Raw genomic sequence first — 24,337 nt, forward strand, 5'->3', positions numbered from 1 at the left:
CTTACTTACCCGCCTTTCCGACCTTGCGGCGGATGACCTCGCCCGCGTACTTCACGCCCTTGGCCTTGTACGGGTCGGGCTTGCGCAGCTTGCGGATGTTCGCGGCGACCTCGCCGACCTTCTGCTTGTCGATGCCCTCGACCGAGAACTTGGTCGGCGACTCGACCTTGAAGGAGATGCCTTCCGGCGCCTCCACCAGGATCGGGTGGCTGTAGCCGAGCTGGAACTCCAGGTTGGAGCCCTTCGCGGCGACGCGGTAACCGACACCGCTGATCTCGAGCGCCTTGGTGTATCCCTGGGTCACACCGGTGATCATGTTCGCCACCAGCGTGCGGGACAGGCCGTGCAGGGCCTTGTTCTGACGCTCGTCGTTGGGACGGGTGACGTTGAGCACGCCCTCCTCGCCCTTAACAATCTCGATCGGCGCAGCGACGGTGTGCGTGAGGGAGCCCTTCGGACCCTTCACCGCGACCGTGCGGCCATCGATGGTGACGTCCACACCGGCGGGAACCTGGATGGGGAGCTTGCCGATTCGCGACATTAGCTTTTCCTCCGTTCCCGACTACCAGACGTAGGCGAGGACTTCCCCACCCACGCCCTTCTTCTGCGCCTGCTGGCCGGTCAGGAGACCGTGGGACGTGGAGATGATCGCCACGCCCAGGCCGCCGAGAACCTTCGGCAGGTTGGTGGACTTCGCGTAAACACGCAGACCCGGCTTGGAGATGCGCTTGATGCCGGCGATCGAACGCTCACGGTTCGGGCCGAACTTCAGCTCGAGGACGAGGTTCTTGCCGACCTCGGCGTCCTCGACCTTCCAGCCGGTGATGAAACCCTCCTGCTGGAGGATCTCGGCGATGTGCGACTTGATCTTGCTGTGCGGCATCACCACGGAGTCGTGGTACGCCGAGTTCGCGTTACGCAGACGCGTCAGCATGTCTGCGATCGGATCAGTCATGGTCATGAATTGGCCTTCGGCCTCTCTCGCCGGGGTTTCCTGTATGCGCCATCCCTCTCCCCACACAGGGGCGGGACGGGTGCGGCGCGGGGACCTACGGCGTAGTAAGTCGTACGGGCGGCAGACGCCCAACCCTCCTAGCCTAAGCCATGGAGAGAAGGGCCCCTGCCAACCCTCTGCTTACCGAGAGACTCCGGTTGTCCCGATTAAGGGGACTACCAGGAGCTCTTGGTCACGCCCGGCAGCTCGCCACGGTGAGCCATCTCACGAAGGCACACGCGGCAGAGGCCGAACTTGCGGTACACGGAGTGCGGGCGGCCGCAGCGCTGGCAGCGGGTGTACGCACGCACACCGAACTTGGGCTTACGAGCAGCCTTGGCAATAAGAGCCTTCTTCGCCATCTCGCTTACGCCTCCTTGAACGGGAAGCCGAGGTGACGCAGAAGGGCTCGGCCCTCGTCGTCGTTGGTCGCCGTGGTGACCACGGTGATGTCCATACCCCGGACGCGGTCGATCTTGTCCTGGTCGATCTCGTGGAACATGACCTGCTCCGTGAGACCGAAGGTGTAGTTGCCACGGCCGTCGAACTGCTTGGGGGACAGACCACGGAAGTCGCGGATGCGCGGAAGCGCGAGCGACAGGGTGCGGTCCAGGAACTCCCACATGCGGTCGCCACGAAGCGTGACGTGGGCACCGATCGGCTGACCCTCACGCAGCTTGAACTGCGCGATGGACTTGCGGGCCTTGGTGACGGCCGGCTTCTGACCGGTGATCGTGGTGAGGTCGCGAATCGCGCCGTCCATCAGCTTGGAGTCGCGGGCGGCGTCGCCCACACCCATGTTGACCACGATCTTGACGAGGCCGGGAACCTGCATGACGTTCTCGTAGGAGAACTCCTCACGCAGCTTGCCCGCGATCTCCTCGCGGTACTTCGTCTTCAGACGCGGAGTGGTGGTGGTAGCCATCAGATGTCCTCACCCGTCCGCTTGGCAACGCGGATCTTGTTGCCCTCGTCGTCGAAGCGGAAACCGACGCGGGTCACGACCTTCTTGCCGTCCTTCTCCACGACGAGCTGAACATTGCTCACGTGAATGGGGGCCTCGGTCGTGACGATGCCACCGGTCTGCGAACCACGAGCGGTCTGGCCGGCCTTGGTGTGCTTCTTGACCCGGTTGACACCCTCGACCAGGACGCGGTCCTCGCGGGGGAAGGCCGCGATGACCTTGCCCTGCTTGCCCTTGTCCTTACCGGTGATGACCTGAACCAGGTCGCCCTTCTTGATCTTCATGCTTACAGCACCTCCGGCGCGAGCGAGATGATCTTCATGAACTTCTTCTCGCGCAGCTCACGGCCCACCGGGCCGAAGATACGGGTGCCGCGAGGGTCGCCGTCGTTCTTCAGAATGACGGCGGCGTTCTCGTCGAAGCGGATGTACGAGCCGTCCTGACGACGACGCTCCTTGACGGTGCGAACGATGACCGCCTTGACGACGTCACCCTTCTTCACGTTGCCACCGGGGATCGCGTCCTTGACGGTGGCGACGATGACGTCACCGATGCCCGCGTAGCGGCGACCGGAGCCACCGAGAACACGGATGCAAAGGATCTCCTTGGCACCAGTGTTGTCGGCGACGCGCAGTCGCGACTCCTGCTGGATCACGTCTATCTCCTGATTGTCTGCCGGTTCCCGGCGGGGGCTCCCCTCTTACGAGGGGACGCCCCCACCGAGCCTGGCGGAACGAACTCGAAGGGTTACCCCTTCAAGCAATTACTTGGCCTTCTCGAGGATCTCGACGATGCGCCAGCGCTTGGTCGCCGACAGCGGACGCGTCTCCATGATGAGGACGCGGTCGCCGACGCCGGCAGCGTTCTGCTCGTCGTGCGCCTTGAGCTTGTTGGTACGGCGGATGACCTTGCCGTACAGCGCGTGCTTCACGCGGTCCTCGACAGCGACGACGACGGTCTTGTCCATCTTGTCGCTGACGACGAGACCCTCACGGGTCTTGCGGAAACCGCGGGCGGTCTTGTCTTCAGTCACGTTGCTCTCGCTCATCAGGCGCTCTCCACCGTCTCGATGCCCAGCTCGCGCTCACGCATCAGGGTGTAGATCCGCGCGATGTCCTTGCGGACGGCCTTCAGCCGGCCGTGGTTCTCGAGCTGACCGGTCGCCGCCTGGAAGCGGAGGTTGAACAGCTCTTCCTTGGCCTCGCGGAGCTTGGCAACAAGCTCCTCGTTGCCCAGCTCGCGCAGCTCGGACGCCTTGGTACCGGCCGACATCACGCTTCACCTGCCTCGCGCTTGACGATCCGGCACTTCATCGGCAGCTTGTGGGCCGCGCGAGTCAGAGCCTCACGTGCAATCTTTTCGTTCGGGTAGGACAGCTCGAACATGACCCGGCCCGGGTGCACGTTCGCGACCCACCACTCGGGGGAACCCTTACCGGAACCCATGCGGGTCTCGGCGGGCTTCTTCGTCAGCGGACGGTCCGGGTAGATGTTGATCCAGACCTTGCCGCCACGCTTGATGTGGCGGGTCATCGCGATACGAGCCGCCTCGATCTGGCGGTTGGTCACGTACGCCGGAGTCATGGCCTGGATGCCGTACTCGCCGAACGCAACCGTCGTACCACCCTTGGCCATACCGCGGCGCTTCGGGTGGTGCTGCTTGCGGTGCTTGACCCTACGGGGGATCAGCATTTCGGTCAGGCCTCCGTTCCGGTGCTCTCAGCAGCCGGAGCGGCGGCGGGAGCGTCGGCCTTGGGGGCCTCGGCAGCCGGAGCCTGCTGCGGCTTGCGACCGCGACCGCCACGCTCGCCACCGCGGCCACCACGGGCCGGGCGGTCAGCGCCACCACGGGCCGGGCGGTTGCCGGCGCGGGCAGCAGCGTTCTCGGCGCGGACCTCGGCGATGTTCTTGACGTCGCCCTTGTAGATCCAGACCTTCACGCCGATGCGGCCGAAGGTCGTCTTGGCCTCGAAGAAGCCGTACTCGACGTTCGCGCGCAGCGTGTGCAGCGGCACACGACCCTCGCGGTAGAACTCCGAGCGGGACATCTCGGCGCCGCCGAGACGACCGCCACACTGGATCTTGATGCCCTTGGCGCCGGCCTTCATCGCCGACTGCATGCTCTTACGCATGGCGCGGCGGAAGGAGACGCGGGAGGACAGCTGCTCGGCAACGGCCTGGGCCACCAGCTGAGCGTCGACCTCGGGGTTCTTGACCTCGAGGATGTTCAGCTGGACCTGCTTGCCCGTGAGCTTCTCGAGGTCGCCGCGGATGCGGTCGGCCTCGGCGCCACGGCGGCCGATGACGATGCCGGGACGCGCGGTGTGGATGTCCACCCGCACGCGGTCACGGGTGCGCTCGATCTCAACCTTCGAGATGCCGGCGCGCTCCATGCCGGACGTCATCATCCGACGGATGGCGACGTCTTCCTTGACGTAGTCCTTGTACAGCTTGTCGGCGTACCAGCGGGACTTGAAGTCCGTGGTGATACCGAGCCGGAACCCGTGCGGGTTTACCTTCTGGCCCATTACCGGGTTCCTTCCTTGCTGCTGACGACCACGGTGATGTGGCTGGTCCGCTTACGGATCCGGTAGGCACGGCCCTGAGCACGCGGACGGAACCGCTTCAGGGTCGGACCCTCGTCCACGTACGCCTCGCTGATGACCAGCGAAGAGGCGTCGGTGTGGTCGTAGTTGTGCGCGGCGTTGGCAATGGCGCTGTCCAGCACCTTGCCGACCGGCACGCTCGCGGCCTGCGGGGCGAAACGCAGGACCGCCTGAGCCTCCGTGGCATCCATGCCACGGATGAGGTCCACCACTCGGCGGGCCTTCATGGGCGTGACGCGGATGTACCGCGCCTGGGCCCTGGCTTCCATGGTTGTCCCTTCGGTGTAAGTCATTAGTCGTTCCACCCCGCGGTTAGCGGCGCTTCGACTTCCGGTCGTCCTTGACGTGGCCGCGGAAGGTGCGAGTCGGCGAGAACTCGCCGAGCTTGTGGCCGACCATCGACTCGGTGACGAACACCGGGACATGGGTCTTGCCGTTGTGCACCGCGATCGTGTGGCCCAGCATGGCCGGGACGATCATCGAGCGACGGGACCAGGTCTTGATGACGTTCTTGGTGCCGGCTTCGTTCTGTACGTCCACCTTCTTGATCAGGTGGTCGTCGACGAAGGGCCCCTTCTTGAGACTGCGCGGCATCTAAACCCGCTCCTAGCGCTTCTTGTTCGTCTTGCGGCGGCGGACGATGTACTTGTTGCTCGCCTTCTTGGGAGAACGAGTACGACCCTCCTTCTGACCCCACGGGGAGACCGGGTGGCGACCACCGGAGGTCTTGCCCTCACCACCACCGTGCGGGTGGTCAACCGGGTTCATCGCGACACCGCGGACGGTCGGGCGAACGCCCTTCCAGCGCAGACGGCCGGCCTTGCCCCAGTTGATGTTCGACTGCTCGGCGTTGCCGACCTCGCCGACCGTGGCGCGGCAGCGGATGTCGACCAGGCGAATCTCGCCGGACGGCATACGCAGGTGGGCCATCTGGCCCTCCTTCGCCAGCAGCTGCACGGAGGCACCCGCGGAACGGGCGAACTTCGCGCCGCCGCCGGGCCGCAGCTCGATGGCGTGGATGGTCGTACCGACCGGGATGTTGCGCAGCGCCAGGTTGTTACCGGGCTTGATGTCGGCGCCGGGGCCGTTCTCGACCCGGTCGCCCTGGCTCAGGCCACGGGGGGCGATGATGTAGCGCTTCTCGCCGTCTGCGTAGTGCAGGAGCGCGATGCGCGCGGTGCGGTTGGGGTCGTACTCGATGTGAGCGACCTTGGCCGGCACGCCGTCCTTGTCGTGACGACGGAAGTCGATCACGCGGTAGGCGCGCTTGTGGCCACCGCCCTGGTGACGGACGGTCACACGACCGGTGTTGTTACGGCCGCCCTTGCTGTGCAGGGGGCGGACCAGCGACTTCTCCGGCGTGGACCGCGTGATCTCGACGAAGTCGGCGACGCTGGAGCCACGACGGCCCGGAGTCGTCGGCTTGTACTTGCGGATACCCATTTCTCAGTCCTCGTCCGATATCGGACGATCCAGACCGCCGTTAGGCGGTCGGACCGCCGAAGATGTCGATACGGTCGCCCTCGGCAAGGGTCACGATGGCGCGCTTGGTGTTGGCGCGCTTGCCGAAACCGGTGCGGGTGCGCTTGCGCTTGCCCTGACGGTTGATCGTGTTGACCCCGGTGACCTTGACCGAGAAGACCGCCTCGACGGCCTGCTTGATCTGGGTCTTGTTGGAGCCGGGCGCGACGATGAACGTGTACTTGTTCTCGTCGAGCAGGGCGTAGCTCTTCTCGGACACAACCGGCTTGACGAGAACGTCGCGCGGGTCCGTGAAGGTCTTGCTGGTTACGGTCGCCTCGGACATCAGACGTCGCTCCCTTCGGTCTCAGCGGCCTTGGGGCCAGACACGAAGGACTCGAAGGCGGCCTTGGTGAAGACCACGTCGTCGGAGACGAGCACGTCGTACGTGTTCAGCTGGCCCGGCTCCAGGATGTGCACCTGGGGCAGGTTGCGGGCGGACAGCCACGCGGCCTCGTCGGCGCGGTCGACGACCAGGAGCAGGTTCTTGCGCTCACTGATCTTGCCGAACAGCGTCTTCGCTGCCTTGGTGGAGACCTCGCCCTCGACCACGCCGGAGACGACGTGGATGCGGGAGTGACGGGCCCGGTCGGTGAGGGCACCGCGCAGGGCGGCGGCCTTCATCTTCTTCGGGGTCCGCTGCGAGTAGTCACGCGGCACGGGGCCGTGGACGACGCCACCGCCGGCGAACTGAGGCGCACGGGTCGAACCCTGACGGGCGCGGCCGGTGCCCTTCTGGCGGTAAGGCTTCTTGCCACCACCGCGGACCTCGCCACGCGTCTTGACCTTGTGCGTGCCCTGACGGGCAGCGGCCAGCTGCGCGACGACGACCTGGTGGATCAGCGGGATGCTGACCTTGGCGTCGAAGATCTCGGCCGGGAGCTCAACGGTCCCGGACTTGTCGCCCGCGGGCGACAGGATGTCAATGGTGCTCATAGTCCTCAGGCCCCCTTGGCCGCAGTGCGGACCAGGACCAGGCCGCCGTTCGGACCAGGAACTGCGCCCTTGATGAGGAGCAGGCCCTTCTCCGCGTCAACGGCGTGAACGGTCAGGTTCTGGGTGGTGACCCGCTCGTTGCCCATGCGGCCCGCCATGCGGAGGCCCTTGAACACACGGCCCGGGGTGGCGCAGCCACCGATGGAGCCGGGAGAGCGGTGCTTGCGCTGGGTGCCGTGACCGGCGCCGAGGCCCTTGAAGTTGTGACGCTTCATGACACCGGCGAAGCCCTTGCCCTTGCTCTTGCCCGTGACGTCGACCTTGACGCCGGACTCGAACACCTCGGCAGTGATCTCCTGGCCCAGCGTGTACTCGCTGGCGTCAGGGGTGCGGAGCTCCACCAGGTGGCGGCGGGGGGTCACGTCGGCCTTGGCGAAGTGGCCCTTGAGGGGCTTGTTCACCTTGCGAGGGTCGATCTCGCCGAAGGCGATCTGGACCGACTCGTAGCCGTCGATGTCATTCGTACGGACCTGGGTAACGACACAGGGCCCGGCCTTGACGACGGTCACCGGGACGACACGGTTGTTCTCGTCCCAGACCTGGGTCATGCCGAGCTTCTCGCCCAGGACGCCCTTGATCTGCTTTGCCATCTCTTCCGCGCCTCTCAGAGCTTGATCTCGATGTCGACGCCGGCCGGAAGGTCCAGGCGCATCAACGAGTCAACGGTCTTGGGCGTCGGGTCGAGGATGTCGATCAGGCGCTTGTGCGTGCGCATCTCGAAGTGCTCGCGCGAGTCCTTGTACTTGTGCGGCGACTTGATGACGCAGTACACGTTCTTCTCAGTGGGCAGCGGCACCGGGCCTGCGACCGACGCACCAGTGCGGGTCACCGTCTCGACGATCTTCTTCGCCGAGGAGTCGATGACCTCGTGGTCGTAGGCCTTGAGCCGGATGCGGATCTTCTGTCCCGCCATGGCTACTCAGTAGTCCTTTGTCTAGTGAAACGCTCTGGTACTCGGTGGGTCTTGCTCTCTTCTCCGACCCACGCGGTCGGGCGTGTCGCACTCCCTCTACGAAGATCTCCCGAAGGATTTCCCAACCAAGGGGGTGCGGCCTGCGGCCGCGTATCGGGGGAAGAGCTCCCGCCGAGTGCCTGGCCGGTACCCCGCTGACACTTCCCGGAAGATTCCCGTACGTCCGACCCGAGGGTCGACGAGTACTGTGGGACTCGCTTCCGGTCCTCCCGGCGGGAGGCGCGCAGCATCGGCACTCAACCGAGCAACCCGGACAGTCTGCCACACGCTCCCGCGCCATGGCCAATCGAGCCGAGAACACTACCCCGCGGGGGTTAGGTGTCAAACAACGGCTCGCAGAACCCCTGTCCGGACGACCGCCGTCCCGTCGTCCCGCCCGGCACCACCAGTGACGCCCAAGGCCGGTTCACCACGGCCGAGTACAGGCTCGCCGTCCAGGCTCCCCCTGGGTGATATTCGGTCGAACCGGGCTCCTCGCCGCTCCTACAGTGGCCGGACAGTCATTCGACACGGGGGCCCTGTTCTGCCATGCGCACGCACTATCCACGCACGGCTCATCTGCCGTGGTCGCCCGGGGCGACCTCCGACGATGTGCGCGTCACGGAGCTCGACGGCCTGCGCGGGCGAGAGGTCGTCGTCACCGAGAAGCTCGACGGCGAGAACACCACCCTGTACCGCGACGGACTCCACGCCCGCTCGCTGGACTCCGCCCATCATCCGTCCCGGGCGTGGGTGAAGGCACTGCAGGGGCGGGTCGCGCACCGGATCCCGGAGGACTGGCGGGTGTGCGGGGAGAACATGTTCGCCCGGCACTCGATCGCGTACGACGACCTGGAGAGCCACTTCTACGGGTTCTCCGTGTGGGACGAACTCGGCTGGTGCCTGGACTGGGACCGGACCGTCGCCTTCCTGCGCGACCTCGGCGTGCCGGTGCCGCGGGTGCTGTGGCGCGGGGTGTTCGACGAGCGTGCCCTGCGGGCCCTGAAGCTGGATCTCGCGCGGCAGGAGGGGTACGTCGTCCGCACCGCGGACGGCTTCATGGCCGAGGAGTTCGGGCAGCGGGTCGCCAAGTGGGTGCGGGCCGGGCACGTGCGGACCGACACCCACTGGATGCACGCGGCCGTCGTACCCAACGGGCTCGGCCCGGGCGCCGCGCTGTGGGACGTACGGTCCGGGGCCACGCCGGACCCCCGGGCCCTGGGCGTGGGAGACGGTGACGTGGACGCCGTGGCGCGGCTGGACACCGGCGACCGCACGGGGGACGCCCGGCTCGCCGGCGTACTGGCCGCGCTGCTGCACCGGGAGCGGCGGGCCGCGCTCGCGCCCCGCCTCGCCCCGCTGCTCGGCATGCCGCTCGCGCGGCGCGTCGCCGACCTGGCCGGACTTCAGGCCGGCCTGCACCGGCCGTACCCGGACGAGGAGCGCCGGACCGGGCTCGTGCGGATGTCGTACGCCGCCGACCTCGAGCTGCTGCACGCGGTGGCGCAGGCGACGGCCACGACGGCGGAGGCACGGGAGCAGGTCGAGTGGTCGGCGCTGCACGCCGCGGACGTCGTGCCGCTCGACGGGCTCACCGCGGCGTTCGCCGAACTGGACGACGACGCGGCGGCCCGCTGCCGGGCCGAGGCCCGCGCGGCGTACGCCGAGGGCCGTATCGGCAGCGCGGCGGAGGCCGTCGCGGCGACCTGGCGGTGGCGCTCCGGCGACTTCCCCCGGCTGATCCATCTGGTGGGCCCGTCCGGCAGCGGCAAGAGTTCCTTCGCGCGGGGCCTCGGCGGGGTGGACGCGTACGTGTCCCTCGACGACCTGCGCCTCGCCCGCGGCTCGCGCGCCGGCCAGAAGGCCAACGGGGACGTGCTCCGCGAGGGCCTCGACCTGCTGGACGCCGCCCTGGCGCGCGGCGGGACCGTGGTGTGGGACGCCACGTCCCTCAATCCGCACCAACGGTCGCTGGTGCACGCGGTGGCCCGCCGTCGTGACGCGTTCACGACCCACGCCGTGCTGCTGGTCGACGAGGACGAGCTGGCGCGGCGCAACCTGGAGAGAGAGCATCCCGTTCCGCCGGAGGTGCTGACCTCGCAACTGCACCGGTTCGTCCCGCCGTACCCGGGCCAGGCGCACCGCACCTGGTACATCGGGGCGGGCGGGACCGTCGAGGAGGAGGCGTAGGCCGTGCGTACCAGCGAGGAGATCTACCACCGGGTCCGCTGGGACGCCCGCTTCGACCCGGCGCGCTTCGTGATCGGCGTGCGCCGGCGCGAGGCGGCGCCCAAGCGCATGCCGCTGTCGGCCTTCGTACCGGGCGGGGACATCCCCTGGCACCGGGTGCTGTTCTTCGAGGCGGACGGCGAGCTGGTGTGGGACCGGGCCACGGGCGTGGACCGGATCGACGAGACGGAGGCCGGCCGGGTGCGGGAGGCGCGCCGACTGCGTGCGCCGTTCTTCGCGGCACGGACGCCGTACGCCTGGGACGGGGACGCCTGGGTGCCGGCGCACGCCCCCAAGGGCACCGCGGGCAGCCTGCGCGTCCTGACCTGGAACACCCTGTGGGACCGCTACGACTCCGACCGCATCGCCACCGCCGTACGCCGCCCCCTGCTGATCGACGCCCTCCGCGAGGCCGACGCGGACGTCATCGCGCTCCAGGAGGTCGAGCCCGAGCTGCTCGTCATGCTGCTGCGCACGCCGTGGGTACGGGACGCGTACACGGTGGCCACCGACCCCGGCGGCCGTGACGTCGACGAGTGCGGGCTGCTGCTGCTCAGCCGGCTGCCCGTGCGGGAGGCGGGCCACCACGCCCTCGGCCCGCACAAGGCGGTGACGGCGATCGTCGTGGAGAGCGGCGGCGGTCCGGTGACCGTGGCCGCGACCCATCTCACCAGCGACCACTCCGAGGACGGCGCCACCCGGCGGGACGCCGAACTGGCCCGGATCGCCGAAGGGTTGGCGGGCATCGACGGGGACGTCGTGCTCATGGGCGACTTCAACGACGGCACGGACGCACCGCAGACGACGCTCGGCATGCGCGACGCGTGGAGCGATGCGCACGGCCACGGCGACACGACCCCCACCTTCGACCCCGGCGCCAACCCGCTGGCCGCCGTCTCGTCCCTGAGCGGGCGGGTGTCCAGGCTGGACCGCGTGCTGCTCCGGTCGGACGGGCTGCGGGTCGACTCGGCCGTCCTGCGCGGGGACGTCCCGACCCCGGAGGGGCTGCACATCTCCGACCACTACGGCGTCGAGGTCGCCCTGAGCCCCGCGGGAACGGACGGCCGCGTCCTCGACGTACGGCCGACGGCCCGCACGGCAGTGGCCTGGCTGCCGCCCGCCGGCCTGTGGACGGCGATCCAGGAAGTCCGCCGCGAGCACGACCCGCAGATCCACCGCTGGCCGCCGCACGTCAACCTGCTCTTCGGTTTCGTGCCGGAGTCCGCCTTCGAGGAGGCGGCCCCGCTGCTCGCGGAGGTGGCCGCGGGCGTCGCCCCCTTCGACGCGCGGCTGGAGGGCGTGCACAGCTTCGGTCACCGCGAGGACGCGACCGTGTGGCTCGACCCGGCCGCCGCCGGCGAGCAGCCGTGGCAGGAGCTGCGGCAGGCCCTGGAGCGGCGGTTCCCCCGCTGCCGGGGCCGGCGGGAGGGCTTCACCCCGCACCTGAGCCTGGGCCGGACCTCCGATCCGCAGCCGCTGGCGGCCGAGTGCGAGTCCCGGCTCGGCGGCTTGTCCGCCCGGGTCGGCGAGCTGGCGCTGCTCTCACGCCGCGCAGGCGAGCCGATGCGGGTACGGGCGACGGTCGCGCTCGGCTCGGGCGAGGTGCGGTGGGTACCGGACGCGCCGCACGCGCCGCACGTGTCCGGCGTGTCGGAGGAGGAGCGCGTCCCCGGCGACGTGCGGGAACAGGCCGAGCGCGCCCTGGCGGACGGATGCGTGCACCTCGTCGGCTCGCGCCGCATGGGGTGCGAGCTGCCCGGCGCCGACCTGGACCTGGTCGCCGCCCTGCCGGGCTCGCCCGAACTCGCCGGCGTACGGGCCCGGTTGACGGCCGCGCTCCCGGAAGCGACGGGCGTGCGGGAGGTGGTCGGGGCCCGCGTCCCCGGGCTGCGGATGAGCGTCGGCGGCCTCGCCGTGGACCTCGTCGTCGTCGCCACAGGAGCCGTCGACCCGGCCGAAGCGGTCGGCCGCCGCACCGAGCTGGGTGAGGACGCGGCGATCGCGCTCAGCGCGGTGAGCGACGCCGATGCCCTGCTCGACCAGGTCGCGGACCGGCGGGAGGCCTTCACGGACCTGGCCCGCCGGGTCAAGGCATGGGCGAAGGCCAGGGGGCTGGACTCCGCTCCGTTCGGCGGGCTGCCGGGCCTCGCCTGGTCCGTGCTGGCGGCGCGTACCGTCCGCGAGGCCGGCGCCCTGCCGTCCGACGAGCTGCTCCGCCACTTCTTCGCGACCTGGGCGGCCTGGGACTGGCGGGAGCCGGTCGGCGGTCCGGCGCGCCCGGATCTGCCGATGACCGTGATGACGCCGACCGCGCCGGTGCGGCCCTGCTCCGACCAGGTCACGGAGGGCATGCGCGACCTGATCACGCAGGAGTTGTTCCGTGCCTGGGAAGTCCTGGACGGCGACTTCCCGCCACCGCTGCTCGCCCCTCCCCCGATGCACCGCCGGCACGCGGCGTGGGCGGTGGTGACCGTGGCCCCCGGCGACGAGGGCCGCGTCCGCGGCAGGATGCGGGCGCTGCTGACGTCACTGCCGCAGCCCGGCGTCCACGCCTGGCCGCGCCCGTTCTCCGGCTCGCCCGTGCGCTACGCCGTCGGCCTCGGCCCCACACCGCCGGACCCGGCCCGGCTCGCGGAGCTCACCGCCCCCTGGCTCAGGGGCCTGGGCGGGACGACGGTCGACCACGTGTCCGGCGGTGACGTCCCGACCCTGGTGTGACGTGCCGGTTCACAGGTGAGCGCACGGCCGCCGCGCGACGAGGGGCAGAGCCGCGTCGGCCCCGCGAGTCAGATCGAACACATGGCGAACATTCAGGCAACCCCCGGCAGCCGCGCCCCGTCTAGTTGATCGCGGCTGTCGGCTCGACCGGCCCGGCCGCCACCTGGGGAGATCACAGTACGCAGACGGGGGCACCGCCCGGCCGCTGCGGGGGGACCGGACGGAGCACCACACGTGGAAGACAGAGCTGTGTCAGGGCTGCGCCCGAAAAGGCCCCGGCCCCGGCGGCGCAGCGTCATCGCCGCCCTGGGCGCGCTGGCCGCGGCCGGCTCGGCCGGCGCCCTGACGTCGTGTTCCGTGCCCGCGCCACGGCGTACCGGGCCCGTCACCGACCCGGCGCCCGGCATCGCGATAAGCGACACACGGCCCGCCCGGCTGATGCAGATACTGGCGCACCCCGACGACGACCTGTACTTCATGAACCCGGACACCCAGCGGATGCTGGACTCCGGCGTGCCCCTCGTCTGCGTGTACGTCACGGCGGGCGAGGCCAACGGCGTCAACAAGGCGCCGGGGCGCCCCCGTCCCGCCGCGGACAAGAGCGCGTACTCGTCCGCCCGCCACCAGGGCCTGCGGCAGGCGTACGCGACCCTGCTCGGTCTGCCCAAGTACACGGAGTGGCAGAAGGGGATCACGACGCTGCGCGGCGGCCGGCGGGCCGAGGTCAACAGCCTGGCCGTCGGTCCCCGCCGCGTCGACCTGATCTACCTCAACCTCGCCATGCACACCACACGCCATGCCCGGCTCGGTATGCCGAACCTCTGGCGGGACCGGGTGCTGGAGCTGCCGACCGTCGTCGCCGACGACTCCCCCGTGCGCAGGATCGAGAGCTACGACTACGACCGGCTCGTCGGCGTCCTCGTCGGACTGATGGACCGCTACCGGCCCACCGTCGTGCAGACGCTCGACCCCGACCCCGACATCCAGTACAGCGACGAGTTCACCCGTAAGAAGGACAGCGAACAGCGCGGTTACTCGGACCACGGTGACCACACCGCCGTGGCCTCGTTCAGCTGGGCGGCGATGGCCCGGTGGGTCGCCGAGTCGGCCCGCGACGGCGGCGAGATACCGGCGTTCGTCGCCACCTCCTTCCGCGGCTACTACAACCGGCACTGGCCGAAGAACCTGCCGGACGGGGTGCTCGGACAGAAGGCCGCGCACCTGGTCCCGTACGGCGGAGAAGCCGACTGGAGCTGCGGCAACAGCGGCGGATGCGGCGACTACAACGTCGGCGGCGACCGGCCCCTGACCAACAAGAAGGGCTGGGTCCGTGCCACCCGCTACCGCTATCCCGGACCCCGTACGGTCCTCGCCACAGAACCGGACGGGCGGCTGGCCGCGTACGGGGTGCTGGGGCTGCGCGCGGTGCGCTGGCGGGAGACGGAGATCGGCGGCGGCCGGTGGGGACAGCCCGCCGACCTCGGCGGCGGCCCGCTCGCGCCGACGCTGGGACAGGCGGTGCTCGGCGACGGGCGGCAGCTCCTCTTCGCCCTCCGCTTCTCGGCGATCAGCGGTCACGGCGGGAACAACGCTCGGGAGATAGTGCTGCTGGAGCAGCGGTCCGCGGGCGGACCCTTCCTCGCGTGGCGCGGCCTGGGCAACCCCGAACGTCATGACGACCGCGGCCGGCGGATCGGGGTGCCGGTGGCCGTCACCGCGCCCGACGGGAGGGTTCACCTCTTCGTGCGCAACGCGGACAAGGGCGTCAGCACACGGGTCCGGGAAACGGACGGCCGCTGGAGCGGCTGGCGGGCCCTCGCCGGCAGCGCCGAGATCCAGGACGGGCTGGCCACCGTCGTCGACGCGGCCGGCCGGGTCCATCTGTTCGGCGCGGGCTTCGCCACCGTCCACCACTGGAGCCAGGAGGCGCCCGGCCTGCCCGTCACCCACCGACCCGGCGGACATCTGCCGGCCGCCGTCGACACCCCCGCCGTGCTCGCGAAGACCGATGGTTCCGTGCATCTGCTGTACCGGACGGAACGGCCCTGGAAGCGGATGTCCCCGAGGGACTCCCGCGGCAGCGCCTCACCCGCCCTGACGCGCTTCAGCTCGGACGGCAGGCTTCTGCCCGCCGTCCGGTTCGACGGCTACGGACCGCTGGCCACGGCCGGCGGCCCCGAGCGGGCCGTCCTCGTGGGCCTGGACCTGCGGGGCCGGGTGCAGCTCCGGCACGAGGGCCGGTTGCTGACCCGCACCGCGGGGGCCGTGGCCCTGGAGCTCCCCACACTCGACGTCACCCCCGCCGGGGAGGTCAGGGTCGTCGGCATGGGCCCGGACGCACACCCGTGGACATGGTCACCGGGTTCGGGCACGGCGACCGGCTGACCGGTCATGTCCGGCGGGCGCGGCAGCCCTCGCCCGCCGGACATGACGAAGGGCCCCGCACCAACAGGTGCGGGGCCCTTCTTGCAGCTCAGCGAGCTACCAGGTCAGAGCAACAATTACTTGTTGATCTTGGTGACCTGGCCGGCGCCCACGGTCCGGCCACCCTCACGGATGGCGAACTTGAGGCCCTCCTCCATGGCGACGGGCTGGATCAGCTCGACGGTCATGGTGGTGTTGTCGCCCGGCATGACCATCTCGGTGCCCTCGGGGAGGGTCACGACGCCGGTCACGTCCGTGGTACGGAAGTAGAACTGCGGGCGGTAGTTGTTGAAGAAGGGGGTGTGACGGCCACCCTCGTCCTTCGACAGGATGTAGGCCTGGGCCTCGAAGCTGGTGTGCGGCGTGACCGAACCCGGCTTGATGATGACCTGGCCGCGCTCGACGTCCTCGCGCTTGATGCCACGGAGGAGCAGACCGACGTTCTCGCCCGCCTGGCCCTCGTCGAGCAGCTTGCGGAACATCTCGATGCCGGTGACCGTGGTGGTGGTCTTCTCGGTCTTGATACCGACGATGTCGACGGTCTCGTTGACCTTGAGGACACCACGCTCGATACGACCGGTGACGACGGTGCCACGACCGGTGATCGTGAAGACGTCCTCGATCGGCATCAGGAACGGCTTGTCGACGTCACGCTCGGGCTGCGGGATCGCCTCGTCGACGGCGGCCATCAGGTTCAGGACCGACTGGCCCCACTCCTTGTCGCCCTCGAGAGCCTTGAGCGCCGAGACCTTGACGACGGGAACGTCGTCGCCCGGGAACTCGTACTCGGAGAGGAGCTCACGCACCTCGAGCTCGACGAGCTCCAGGATCTCCTCGTCGTCCACCATGTCGGCCTTGTTCAGGGCGACGACGATGTACGGAACGCCGACCTGGCGGGCCAGGAGCACGTGCTCCTTGGTCTGCGGCATCGGGCCGTCGGTCGCGGCGACCACGAGGATGGCGCCGTCCATCTGCGCCGCACCCGTGATCATGTTCTTGATGTAGTCCGCGTGACCGGGGCAGTCGACGTGCGCGTAGTGACGCGACTCGGTCTGGTACTCGACGTGCGCGATGGAGATGGTGATACCGCGCTGGCGCTCCTCAGGAGCCTTGTCGATCTGGTCGAAGGCCGAGGCCTCATTCAGGTCCGGGTACGCGTCGTGCAGCACCTTGGTAATGGCGGCCGTGAGGGTCGTCTTACCGTGGTCGATGTGACCGATGGTGCCGATGTTGACGTGCGGCTTAGTCCGCTCGAACTTCGCCTTCGCCACTGGGGTCCTCCTGTGGAGTGGTTCTGTACGCCTTACTCATCGGCGCCAGGTGATCTTTGCTGGGATGCCGGGGCCCGGGGGCATTCCCGCCGTGATGCGACTGGAATGCCCCTGGAGGCTCCGGTGACAAGCCTAAAGCGTGAACTCGGGAGAGTTACTCGCCCTTGGCCTTCGCGATGATCTCCTCGGCGACGTTCCGGGGAACCTCGGCGTAGGAGTCGAACTGCATCGAGTAGCTTGCGCGACCCGAAGTCTTGCTGCGGAGGTCTCCGACGTAGCCGAACATCTCCGAAAGCGGCACCAGACCCTTGACGATCCGGGCGCCCATCCGCTCCTCCATGGCCTGAATCTGACCACGGCGGGAGTTGATGTCACCGATGACCTCGCCCATGTAGTCCTCGGGCGTGGTGACCTCAACGGCCATCATCGGCTCGAGCAGCACGGGGCTGGCCTTACGCGCGGCCTCCTTGAAGGCCTGCGAACCGGCGATCTTGAACGCGAGTTCGGAGGAGTCGACCTCGTGGTAACCACCGTCGAGAAGAATGACGCGAACGCCCGTCATCTCGTAGCCGGCCAGGATGCCGAACTGCATGGCCTCCTGCGCGCCCGCGTCCACCGAGGGGATGTATTCCTTGGGGATGCGGCCACCGGTGACCTTGTTCACGAACTCGTACGAGGCGTCGCCGCCCTCGATCGGCTCGATCGCGATCTGCACCTTGGCGAACTGACCGGTACCACCGGTCTGCTTCTTGTGCGTGTAGTCGTGGCGCTCGACGCCCTTACGGATCGTCTCACGGTAAGCCACCTGCGGCTTACCGACATTCGCCTCGACCTTGAACTCACGGCGCATACGGTCGACCAGCACCTCGAGGTGCAGCTCGCCCATACCACCGATGATGGTCTGGCCGGTCTCCTCGTCCGAGTGAACCTGGAAGGAGGGGTCCTCCTCCGCGAGACGCTGGATGGCGACACCCAGCTTCTCCTGGTCACCCTTGGACTTGGGCTCGATCGCGACCTGGATGACCGGCGCCGGGAAGTCCATGGACTCCAGGATCACCGGGTTCTTGTCGTCGCACAGCGTCTCACCGGTGGTGGTCTGCTTCAGGCCCATGACGGCGACGATGTCGCCGGCGCCCACCGACTCGATCTCCTCACGCTTGTTCGCGTGCATGCGGTAGATCTTGCCGATGCGCTCCTTCTTGCCCTTGACGGAGTTCAGCACCGCGGTGCCGGAGTCCAGGCGACCGGAGTAGATCCGGACGAAGGTGAGCTTGCCGAGGTGCGGGTCGCTCGCGATCTTGAACGCGAGGGCCGACAGCGGCTCGTCGTCGGACGGCTTGCGCTTGACGACCGTCTCCGGGTCCTTCACGTCGTGGCCCTCGATGGCCTCGACGTCCAGGGGGGAGGGGAGGTAGCGCACGACCGCGTCGAGCAGGGGCTGAACGCCCTTGTTCTTGAAGGCGGTACCGCAGAACACCGGGGTGACCGTGGTGTCCTTGGAGACGCCGGACGCGATGGTGATACGACGGATCGCGGCGTACAGCTGCTCCTCGGAAGGCTCCTGGCCCTCCAGGTACAGCTCCATGATCTCTTCGTCGTTCTCGGCGACCGTCTCGAGGAGCTTGCCGCGCCACTCGTCGGCAGCCTCGGTGTGGGTGGCCGGGATGTCGACGACGTCGTACATCTCGCCCTTGGTGGCCTCCGCGGACCACACGAGGGCCTTCATACGAACCAGGTCGACGATGCCCTTGAAGTCGGCCTCGGCACCGATCGGCAGCTGCATGACGATCGGCGTCGCACCCAGGCGGTCGCTGATCATGTCGACACAGCGGTGGAACTCGGCACCGGTGCGGTCGAGCTTGTTGACGAAGCAGATACGCGGAACGCCGTAGCGGTCCGCCTGGCGCCAGACAGTCTCGGACTGGGGCTCGACACCGGCGACACCGTCGAACACCGTGACGGCACCGTCGAGGACACGAAGCGAACGCTCCACCTCGACGGTGAAGTCGACGTGACCCGGGGTGTCGATGATGTTGATGGTGTGATCGACGTCCTCGAGCGGCCAGTGACAGGTCGTCGCGGCGGACGTGATCGTGATGCCGCGCTCCTGCTCCTGCTCCATCCAGTCCATCGTGGCAGCGCCGTCGTGGACCTCACCGATCTTGTAGCTCACACCGGTGTAGAACAGGATGCGCTCGGTGGTCGTCGTCTTGCCCGCGTCGATGTGGGCCATGATCCCAATGTTGCGGACCTTGGCCAGGTCAAGCGAAGTGGTGGCCATAAGGCTCAATCTTCTCTCGGTCTCGATGTGGGTAGCGACTACCAGCGGTAGTGCGCGAAGGCCTTGTTGGACTCGGCCATCTTGTGCGTGTCCTCACGCTTCTTGACCGAAGCGCCGAGGCCGTTGGAGGCGTCGAGCAGTTCGTTCATGAGGCGCTCGGTCATGGTCTTCTCACGGCGGGCGCGGGAGTAACCCACGACCCAGCGCAGCGCGAGGGTGGCGGCGCGACCGGGCTTGACCTCGATCGGCACCTGGTAGGTGGCGCCACCGACACGGCGGGACTTGACCTCGAGCGCCGGCTTGACGTTCTCGAGGGCGCGCTTCAGCGTGATGACCGGGTCAGCGCCGGTCTTCTCGCGGAGGCCTTCCATGGCGCCGTAGACGATCCGCTCGGCAGTGGAACGCTTGCCGTTGAGCAGGATCTTGTTGATGAGCGAGGTCACCAGAGGAGAACCGTAAACCGGGTCGATGATGACCGGGCGCTTCGGGGCGGGGCCCTTACGAGGCATTCTTACTTCTCCTTCTTGGCGCCGTAGCGGCTGCGGGCCTGCTTGCGGTTCTTGACACCCTGGGTGTCGAGGGAACCGCGGATGATCTTGTAACGAACACCCGGCAGGTCCTTCACACGGCCGCCACGCACGAGCACGATGGAGTGCTCCTGCAGGTTGTGTCCCTCACCCGGGATGTAGGCCGTGACCTCGATGCCGGAGGTCAGACGCACACGCGCGACCTTACGCAGGGCCGAGTTCGGCTTCTTCGGGGTGGTCGTGAACACACGCGTGCAGACGCCGCGGCGCTGAGGAGAACCCTCGAGTGCGGGCGTCTTGTTCTTCTCGACCTTGTCCTGCCGGCCCTTGCGGACCAGCTGCTGGATCGTAGGCACTACTTCTCCGGTTTCTGTGTGCCGTCAGTGAAGCTAACCTGGAACGTCGCCGACCCACGCGGTCGGGTGTGTCGAATGCTGCAGACCTCCGCCGCCAGGCGGAAGGAGCGCAGATCGCGGTGGCCGGTATCTGACTCGCCATGCGGTTGAAGACACGCACACGAGCCCAGGCACACCCCAGGCACAAGGTCTGAGCGTACCTACCGCATCCACTCCGGTCAAAACAAATGCCCAGGGGCCGGATCCCTGCACAGTACCGGGCCTGTTTTGCAATGGTTTTCAGCCATCTCGGCCGAGGTGTCCGGCCCGGTCCTCCGCAGGCCCCTGCGGTCGCCGGCCACCGGGCGGCAGCCCCCTGGACGCGGGGGCGTCAGCCGTCCGCCCCGGCCTCCTGAAGGCGCCACCACCGTCGGGCGAGCCCCCTTCCCCGCCGGCCGGCCCCGGCCCGGAGAACCGCACCCATGGCTCCCGTCGGCGGCGTCCCACCCGCCGGCTCCCGCGAACGCGGAAGGGCGGTCACCCCGCACGGGGTGACCGCCCTTCTTCACGATCTACTACTGGTTGTACGGACCGTAGTCGTAGTCCTCCAGCGGAACGGCCTGGCCGGAGCCCGTGCCGAACGGCGAGTAGTCGATGTCGTCGTAGCCGACGGCCGAGTACATCGCGGCCTTGGCCTCCTCGGTCGGCTCGACCCGGATGTTGCGGTAGCGGGACAGACCCGTACCGGCCGGGATGAGCTTACCGATGATGACGTTCTCCTTGAGGCCGATCAGGGAGTCGGACTTGGCGTTGATCGCCGCGTCCGTCAGAACCCTGGTCGTCTCCTGGAAGGACGCCGCCGACAGCCAGGACTCGGTCGCCAGCGAGGCCTTGGTGATACCCATCAGCTGCGGACGGCCGGAGGCGGGGTGACCGCCCTCGGTGACCACACGACGGTTCTCGGTCTCGAACTTCGAGCGCTCGACCAGCTCGCCCGGCAGCAGCTCCGCGTCGCCGGACTCGATGATCGTCACCCGGCGCAGCATCTGCCGGATGATGATCTCGATGTGCTTGTCGTGGATCGACACACCCTGCGAGTTGTAGACCTTCTGGACCTCGCCGACCAGGTGGACCTGGACCGCGCGCTGGCCGAGGATGCGGAGCACGTCGTGCGGGTTGGTGGCACCCACGGTGAGCTTCTGGCCCACCTCGACGTGATCGCCCTCGCCGACCAGCAGACGGGCACGCTTCGAGATCGGGAACGCCGTCTCGTCGCTGCCGTCGTCCGGAGTGACGACGATCTTCTTGGTCTTCTCGGTCTCCTCGATACGGACGCGGCCGGCCGCCTCCGAGATCGGGGCGACACCCTTGGGCGTACGAGCCTCGAAGAGCTCGACGACACGGGGCAGACCCTGGGTGATGTCGTCACCGGCCACACCACCGGTGTGGAAGGTACGCATCGTCAGCTGCGTGCCGGGCTCACCGATGGACTGGGCGGCGATGATGCCGACCGCCTCACCGATGTCGACCAGCTTGCCGGTCGCGAGCGAACGGCCGTAGCAGTACGCACAGGTGCCGACCGCGGACTCACAGGTCAGGACCGAGCGGGTCTTGACCTCCTCCACACCGGCCGCGACGAGCGCGTCGATGAGCACGTCACCGAGGTCGACGTTGGCAGGCGCGATGACCTTGCCGTCGACGACGACGTCCTCGGCCAGCATCCGGGCGTAGACGGAGGTCTCGACGTCCTCGGTCTTGCGCAGGCTGCCGTCGGCGCCACGCTCCGCGATCTTGAGCTTGAGGCCACGGTCGGTGCCGCAGTCCTCCTCGCGGATGATGACGTCCTGCGAGACGTCCACCAGACGACGGGTCAGGTAACCCGAGTCGGCGGTACGCAGGGCGGTGTCCGCCAGACCCTTACGGGCACCGTGCGTGGAGATGAAGTACTCCAGCACGGACAGGCCCTCACGGAAGGACGCCTTGATCGGACGCGGGATGGTCTCGTTCTTGGCGTTGGACACCAGACCACGCATACCGGCGATCTGACGCATCTGCATCATGTTTCCGCGAGCACCCGAGTTGACCATCATGGAGACGGGGTTGGTCTTCGGGAAGTTCGCGTTCATGGCCTCGGCAACCTCGTTGGTCGCCTTGGTCCAGATCGCGATGAGCTCCTGAGTGCGCTCTTCCTTGGTGATCAGACCGCGCTCGTACTGCTTCTGGACCTTCTCGTCCTGCTCCTCGTAGCCCTTGACGATCGCCTTCTTGGCGTCGGGCACCACGATGTCGGAGATGGCCACGGTGACACCGGAACGGGTCGCCCAGTAGAAGCCCGCCGCCTTCAGGTTGTCGAGCGTCGCCGCCACGATGACCTTGGGGTAGCGCTCGGCCAGGTCGTTGACGATCTCGGAGAGCTGCTTCTTGCCCACCGTGTAGTCCACGAACGGGTAGTCCTCGGGCAGCAGCTCGTTGAAGAGCGCGCGGCCCAGGGTGGTGCGCAGACGGAACGAGTCCCCCTGCTGCCACTCCGGCTCGCCCTCCTCCTGCGCCGGCGGGGTCCAGCCCCGCGGCGGAATGGTGCCGACCGGGAAGCGGATGTCGATCTTCGCCTGGAGCGAGAGCTCCCGGGCGTCGAACGCCATGATCGCCTCGGCGGTGGAACCGAAGGAACGGCCCTCACCGATGACCTTGCGCTCCTCCTCGTCCGTGGTCAGGAAGAAGAGGCCCAGCACCATGTCCTGGGTCGGCATGGTGACCGGACGGCCGTCGGCCGGCTTCAGGATGTTGTTCGAGGACAGCATCAGGATGCGGGCCTCGGCCTGCGCCTCCGCGGAGAGCGGCAGGTGCACGGCCATCTGGTCACCGTCGAAGTCCGCGTTGAACGCGGTGCAGACGAGCGGGTGGATCTGGATGGCCTTGCCCTCGACCAGCTGCGGCTCGAAGGCCTGGATGCCGAGGCGGTGCAGCGTGGGCGCACGGTTCAGCAGCACCGGGTGCTCGGCGATGACCTCTTCGAGGACGTCGTACACCACGGTGCGGCCACGCTCGACCATGCGCTTGGCCGACTTGATGTTCTGCGCGTGGTTCAGGTCGACCAGGCGCTTCATCACGAACGGCTTGAAGAGCTCCAGCGCCATGGCCTTGGGCAGACCGCACTGGTGCAGCTTCAGCTGCGGACCGACGACGATGACGGAACGCGCCGAGTAGTCGACACGCTTACCGAGCAGGTTCTGACGGAAACGACCCTGCTTACCCTTCAGCATGTCGCTGAGGGACTTCAGCGGACGGTTGCCGGGGCCCGTGACCGGGCGACCACGACGGCCGTTGTCGAAGAGGGCGTCGACCGCCTCCTGGAGCATCCGCTTCTCGTTGTTCACGATGATCTCGGGGGCACCGAGGTCGAGCAGACGCTTCAGACGGTTGTTGCGGTTGATCACACGGCGGTACAGGTCGTTCAGGTCGGAGGTCGCGAAGCGGCCACCGTCCAGCTGCACCATCGGACGCAGGTCCGGCGGGATGACCGGCACGCAGTCGAGCACCATGCCCTTGGGGCTGTTGGACGTCTGCAGGAACGCGGAGACGACCTTGAGGCGCTTGAGCGCACGGGTCTTCTTCTGGCCCTTGCCGGTGCGGATGATCTCGCGGAGACGCTCGGCCTCCTCCTCGAGGTCGAAGGACTCCAGGCGCTTCTGCAGCGCCGCGGCACCCATCGAGCCGTCGAAGTACGTGCCGAAGCGGTCACGCAGCTCGCGGTACAGCAGCTCGTCGCCCTCGAGGTCCTGGACCTTGAGGTTCTTGAAGCGGTTCCACACCTCGTCGAGACGGTCGATCTCGCGCTGGGCACGGTCGCGCAGCTGCTTCATCTCGCGCTCGGCACCCTCGCGCACCTTGCGGCGCACGTCGGCCTTGGCACCCTCGGCCTCGAGCTCGGCCAGGTCGGTCTCGAGCTTCTTGGCACGGGCCTCGAGGTCGGCGTCGCGGCGGTTCTCGACCTGCTGGCGCTCGACGGAGACGTGGGCCTCCAGCGACGGCAGGTCGCGCGTACGGCGCTCCTCGTCCACGAACGTGATCATGTACGCGGCGAAGTAGATGACCTTCTCGAGGTCCTTCGGCGCCAGGTCCAGCAGGTAGCCCAGACGCGACGGGACGCCCTTGAAGTACCAGATGTGGGTGACGGGAGCGGCGAGCTCGATGTGGCCCATCCGCTCACGCCGCACCTTGGCGCGGGTGACCTCGACGCCACACCGCTCACAGATGATGCCCTTGAAGCGGACACGCTTGTACTTGCCGCAGTAGCACTCCCAGTCCCGGGTCGGACCGAAGATCTTCTCGCAGAAGAGTCCGTCCTTCTCGGGCTTGAGCGTGCGGTAGTTGATGGTCTCGGGCTTCTTGACCTCGCCGTGGGACCAGGTCCTGATGTCGTCCGCGGTGGCAAGGCCGATCCGCAGCTCGTCGAAGAAGTTGACGTCGAGCACTGTGCGTCAATCCCTCTTTCGGGGTCGTGTCTCAATCATGGTCTG

Annotated in this window: 25 protein-coding genes; 3 read left to right on the plus strand and 22 right to left on the minus strand. The window is 68.2% G+C overall.

Features of this window, described 5'->3' with window-relative positions; genetic code table 11:
• Window position 1 precedes the first annotated feature (1 nt).
• The 17 genes from rplF to rpsJ form a co-directional block, all read right to left on the minus strand.
• Entirely contained in the window at window positions 2–541 is a 540-nt protein-coding gene (gene rplF / locus SPRI_RS15570) for a 50S ribosomal protein L6 (RefSeq protein ID WP_005313535.1), read from the minus strand.
• Between the two features lie 21 nt (window positions 542–562).
• The gene (gene rpsH / locus SPRI_RS15575) at window positions 563–961 is read right to left on the minus strand and encodes a 30S ribosomal protein S8 (protein WP_005313538.1); all 399 of its coding nucleotides are present in this window, start codon (window positions 959–961) and stop codon (window positions 563–565) included.
• 209 nt (window positions 962–1,170) lie between these two features.
• Complete coding sequence (locus SPRI_RS37155; RefSeq protein WP_003956452.1) at window positions 1,171–1,356, minus strand: type Z 30S ribosomal protein S14; 186 nt, start codon at window positions 1,354–1,356, stop codon at window positions 1,171–1,173.
• Between the two features lie 5 nt (window positions 1,357–1,361).
• Window positions 1,362–1,919: a 50S ribosomal protein L5 gene (rplE, locus tag SPRI_RS15580; RefSeq protein WP_005313542.1), complete on the minus strand. Its 558-nt coding sequence runs from the start codon at window positions 1,917–1,919 to the stop codon at window positions 1,362–1,364.
• Window positions 1,919–2,242, minus strand: a complete 324-nt coding sequence (gene rplX, locus SPRI_RS15585; RefSeq protein WP_005313570.1) for a 50S ribosomal protein L24 — start codon at window positions 2,240–2,242, stop codon at window positions 1,919–1,921. The genes rplE and rplX overlap by 1 nt, the downstream gene beginning before the upstream one ends.
• A gap of 2 nt (window positions 2,243–2,244) precedes the next feature.
• The gene (gene rplN / locus SPRI_RS15590) at window positions 2,245–2,613 is read right to left on the minus strand and encodes a 50S ribosomal protein L14 (RefSeq protein WP_003956455.1); all 369 of its coding nucleotides are present in this window, start codon (window positions 2,611–2,613) and stop codon (window positions 2,245–2,247) included.
• A 108-nt stretch (window positions 2,614–2,721) separates the two neighbouring features.
• Complete coding sequence (rpsQ, locus tag SPRI_RS15595; RefSeq protein ID WP_005313575.1) at window positions 2,722–3,006, minus strand: 30S ribosomal protein S17; 285 nt, start codon at window positions 3,004–3,006, stop codon at window positions 2,722–2,724.
• The gene (rpmC, locus tag SPRI_RS15600) at window positions 3,006–3,230 is read right to left on the minus strand and encodes a 50S ribosomal protein L29 (RefSeq protein ID WP_017949657.1); all 225 of its coding nucleotides are present in this window, start codon (window positions 3,228–3,230) and stop codon (window positions 3,006–3,008) included. Before rpmC ends, rpsQ begins: the two co-directional genes overlap by 1 nt.
• Window positions 3,230–3,649: a 50S ribosomal protein L16 gene (gene rplP, locus SPRI_RS15605; protein WP_005313579.1), complete on the minus strand. Its 420-nt coding sequence runs from the start codon at window positions 3,647–3,649 to the stop codon at window positions 3,230–3,232. Before rplP ends, rpmC begins: the two co-directional genes overlap by 1 nt.
• A gap of 5 nt (window positions 3,650–3,654) precedes the next feature.
• Window positions 3,655–4,485: a 30S ribosomal protein S3 gene (rpsC, locus tag SPRI_RS15610; RefSeq protein ID WP_005313583.1), complete on the minus strand. Its 831-nt coding sequence runs from the start codon at window positions 4,483–4,485 to the stop codon at window positions 3,655–3,657.
• Window positions 4,485–4,832, minus strand: a complete 348-nt coding sequence (gene rplV / locus SPRI_RS15615) for a 50S ribosomal protein L22 (protein ID WP_004571827.1) — start codon at window positions 4,830–4,832, stop codon at window positions 4,485–4,487. Before rplV ends, rpsC begins: the two co-directional genes overlap by 1 nt.
• Before the next feature lie 43 nt (window positions 4,833–4,875).
• A complete protein-coding gene (gene rpsS / locus SPRI_RS15620; RefSeq protein WP_003956461.1) occupies window positions 4,876–5,157 on the minus strand; it encodes a 30S ribosomal protein S19 in 282 nt (93 codons plus the stop codon).
• A gap of 12 nt (window positions 5,158–5,169) precedes the next feature.
• Window positions 5,170–6,006 carry a 50S ribosomal protein L2 gene (gene rplB, locus SPRI_RS15625; protein WP_005313586.1) on the minus strand — a complete coding sequence of 279 codons (837 nt, stop codon included), beginning with the start codon at window positions 6,004–6,006 and terminating at the stop codon, window positions 5,170–5,172.
• 40 nt (window positions 6,007–6,046) lie between these two features.
• Complete coding sequence (gene rplW / locus SPRI_RS15630; protein WP_005313587.1) at window positions 6,047–6,370, minus strand: 50S ribosomal protein L23; 324 nt, start codon at window positions 6,368–6,370, stop codon at window positions 6,047–6,049.
• The gene (gene rplD, locus SPRI_RS15635) at window positions 6,370–7,020 is read right to left on the minus strand and encodes a 50S ribosomal protein L4 (protein ID WP_037773993.1); all 651 of its coding nucleotides are present in this window, start codon (window positions 7,018–7,020) and stop codon (window positions 6,370–6,372) included. Before rplD ends, rplW begins: the two co-directional genes overlap by 1 nt.
• A 5-nt stretch (window positions 7,021–7,025) precedes the next feature.
• Entirely contained in the window at window positions 7,026–7,670 is a 645-nt protein-coding gene (gene rplC / locus SPRI_RS15640) for a 50S ribosomal protein L3 (RefSeq protein WP_005313592.1), read from the minus strand.
• A 14-nt stretch (window positions 7,671–7,684) separates the two neighbouring features.
• Window positions 7,685–7,993: a 30S ribosomal protein S10 gene (gene rpsJ, locus SPRI_RS15645; protein WP_003948644.1), complete on the minus strand. Its 309-nt coding sequence runs from the start codon at window positions 7,991–7,993 to the stop codon at window positions 7,685–7,687.
• Window positions 7,994–8,581: 588 nt separating this feature from the next.
• On the opposite strand from rpsJ, the gene SPRI_RS15650 reads away from it, so the two are divergent.
• The 3 genes from SPRI_RS15650 to SPRI_RS15660 all read left to right on the plus strand — a co-directional run bounded on the left by SPRI_RS15650 (window position 8,582) and on the right by SPRI_RS15660 (window position 15,364).
• Complete coding sequence (locus SPRI_RS15650; protein ID WP_005313596.1) at window positions 8,582–10,222, plus strand: RNA ligase family protein; 1,641 nt, start codon at window positions 8,582–8,584, stop codon at window positions 10,220–10,222.
• Window positions 10,223–10,225: 3 nt separating this feature from the next.
• Window positions 10,226–12,979 carry a poly(A) polymerase gene (locus SPRI_RS15655; protein WP_053557022.1) on the plus strand — a complete coding sequence of 918 codons (2,754 nt, stop codon included), beginning with the start codon at window positions 10,226–10,228 and terminating at the stop codon, window positions 12,977–12,979.
• 234 nt (window positions 12,980–13,213) lie between these two features.
• Window positions 13,214–15,364 (plus strand): PIG-L family deacetylase, encoded by a 2,151-nt coding sequence (locus tag SPRI_RS15660; RefSeq protein WP_053557023.1) that lies wholly within the window; start codon window positions 13,214–13,216, stop codon window positions 15,362–15,364.
• 116 nt (window positions 15,365–15,480) lie between these two features.
• On the opposite strand, the gene tuf is transcribed toward SPRI_RS15660, so the two are convergent.
• The 5 genes from tuf to SPRI_RS15685 all read right to left on the minus strand — a co-directional run bounded on the left by tuf (window position 15,481) and on the right by SPRI_RS15685 (window position 24,292).
• Window positions 15,481–16,674 carry an elongation factor Tu gene (gene tuf, locus SPRI_RS15665; protein ID WP_005313609.1) on the minus strand — a complete coding sequence of 398 codons (1,194 nt, stop codon included), beginning with the start codon at window positions 16,672–16,674 and terminating at the stop codon, window positions 15,481–15,483.
• Between the two features lie 154 nt (window positions 16,675–16,828).
• A complete protein-coding gene (fusA, locus tag SPRI_RS15670) occupies window positions 16,829–18,955 on the minus strand; it encodes an elongation factor G (protein ID WP_053557024.1) in 2,127 nt (708 codons plus the stop codon).
• 38 nt (window positions 18,956–18,993) lie between these two features.
• Complete coding sequence (gene rpsG / locus SPRI_RS15675) at window positions 18,994–19,464, minus strand: 30S ribosomal protein S7 (protein WP_005313615.1); 471 nt, start codon at window positions 19,462–19,464, stop codon at window positions 18,994–18,996.
• 2 nt (window positions 19,465–19,466) lie between these two features.
• On the minus strand, window positions 19,467–19,838 hold the full coding sequence (gene rpsL, locus SPRI_RS15680) for a 30S ribosomal protein S12 (RefSeq protein ID WP_003948652.1): 372 nt from the start codon (window positions 19,836–19,838) through the stop codon (window positions 19,467–19,469).
• Between the two features lie 554 nt (window positions 19,839–20,392).
• The gene (locus SPRI_RS15685; RefSeq protein ID WP_005313618.1) at window positions 20,393–24,292 is read right to left on the minus strand and encodes a DNA-directed RNA polymerase subunit beta'; all 3,900 of its coding nucleotides are present in this window, start codon (window positions 24,290–24,292) and stop codon (window positions 20,393–20,395) included.
• Between the last annotated feature and the right edge of the window lie 45 nt (window positions 24,293–24,337).

Source organism: Streptomyces pristinaespiralis (genome assembly GCF_001278075.1).
GTDB classification, from domain to species: domain Bacteria; phylum Actinomycetota; class Actinomycetes; order Streptomycetales; family Streptomycetaceae; genus Streptomyces; species Streptomyces pristinaespiralis.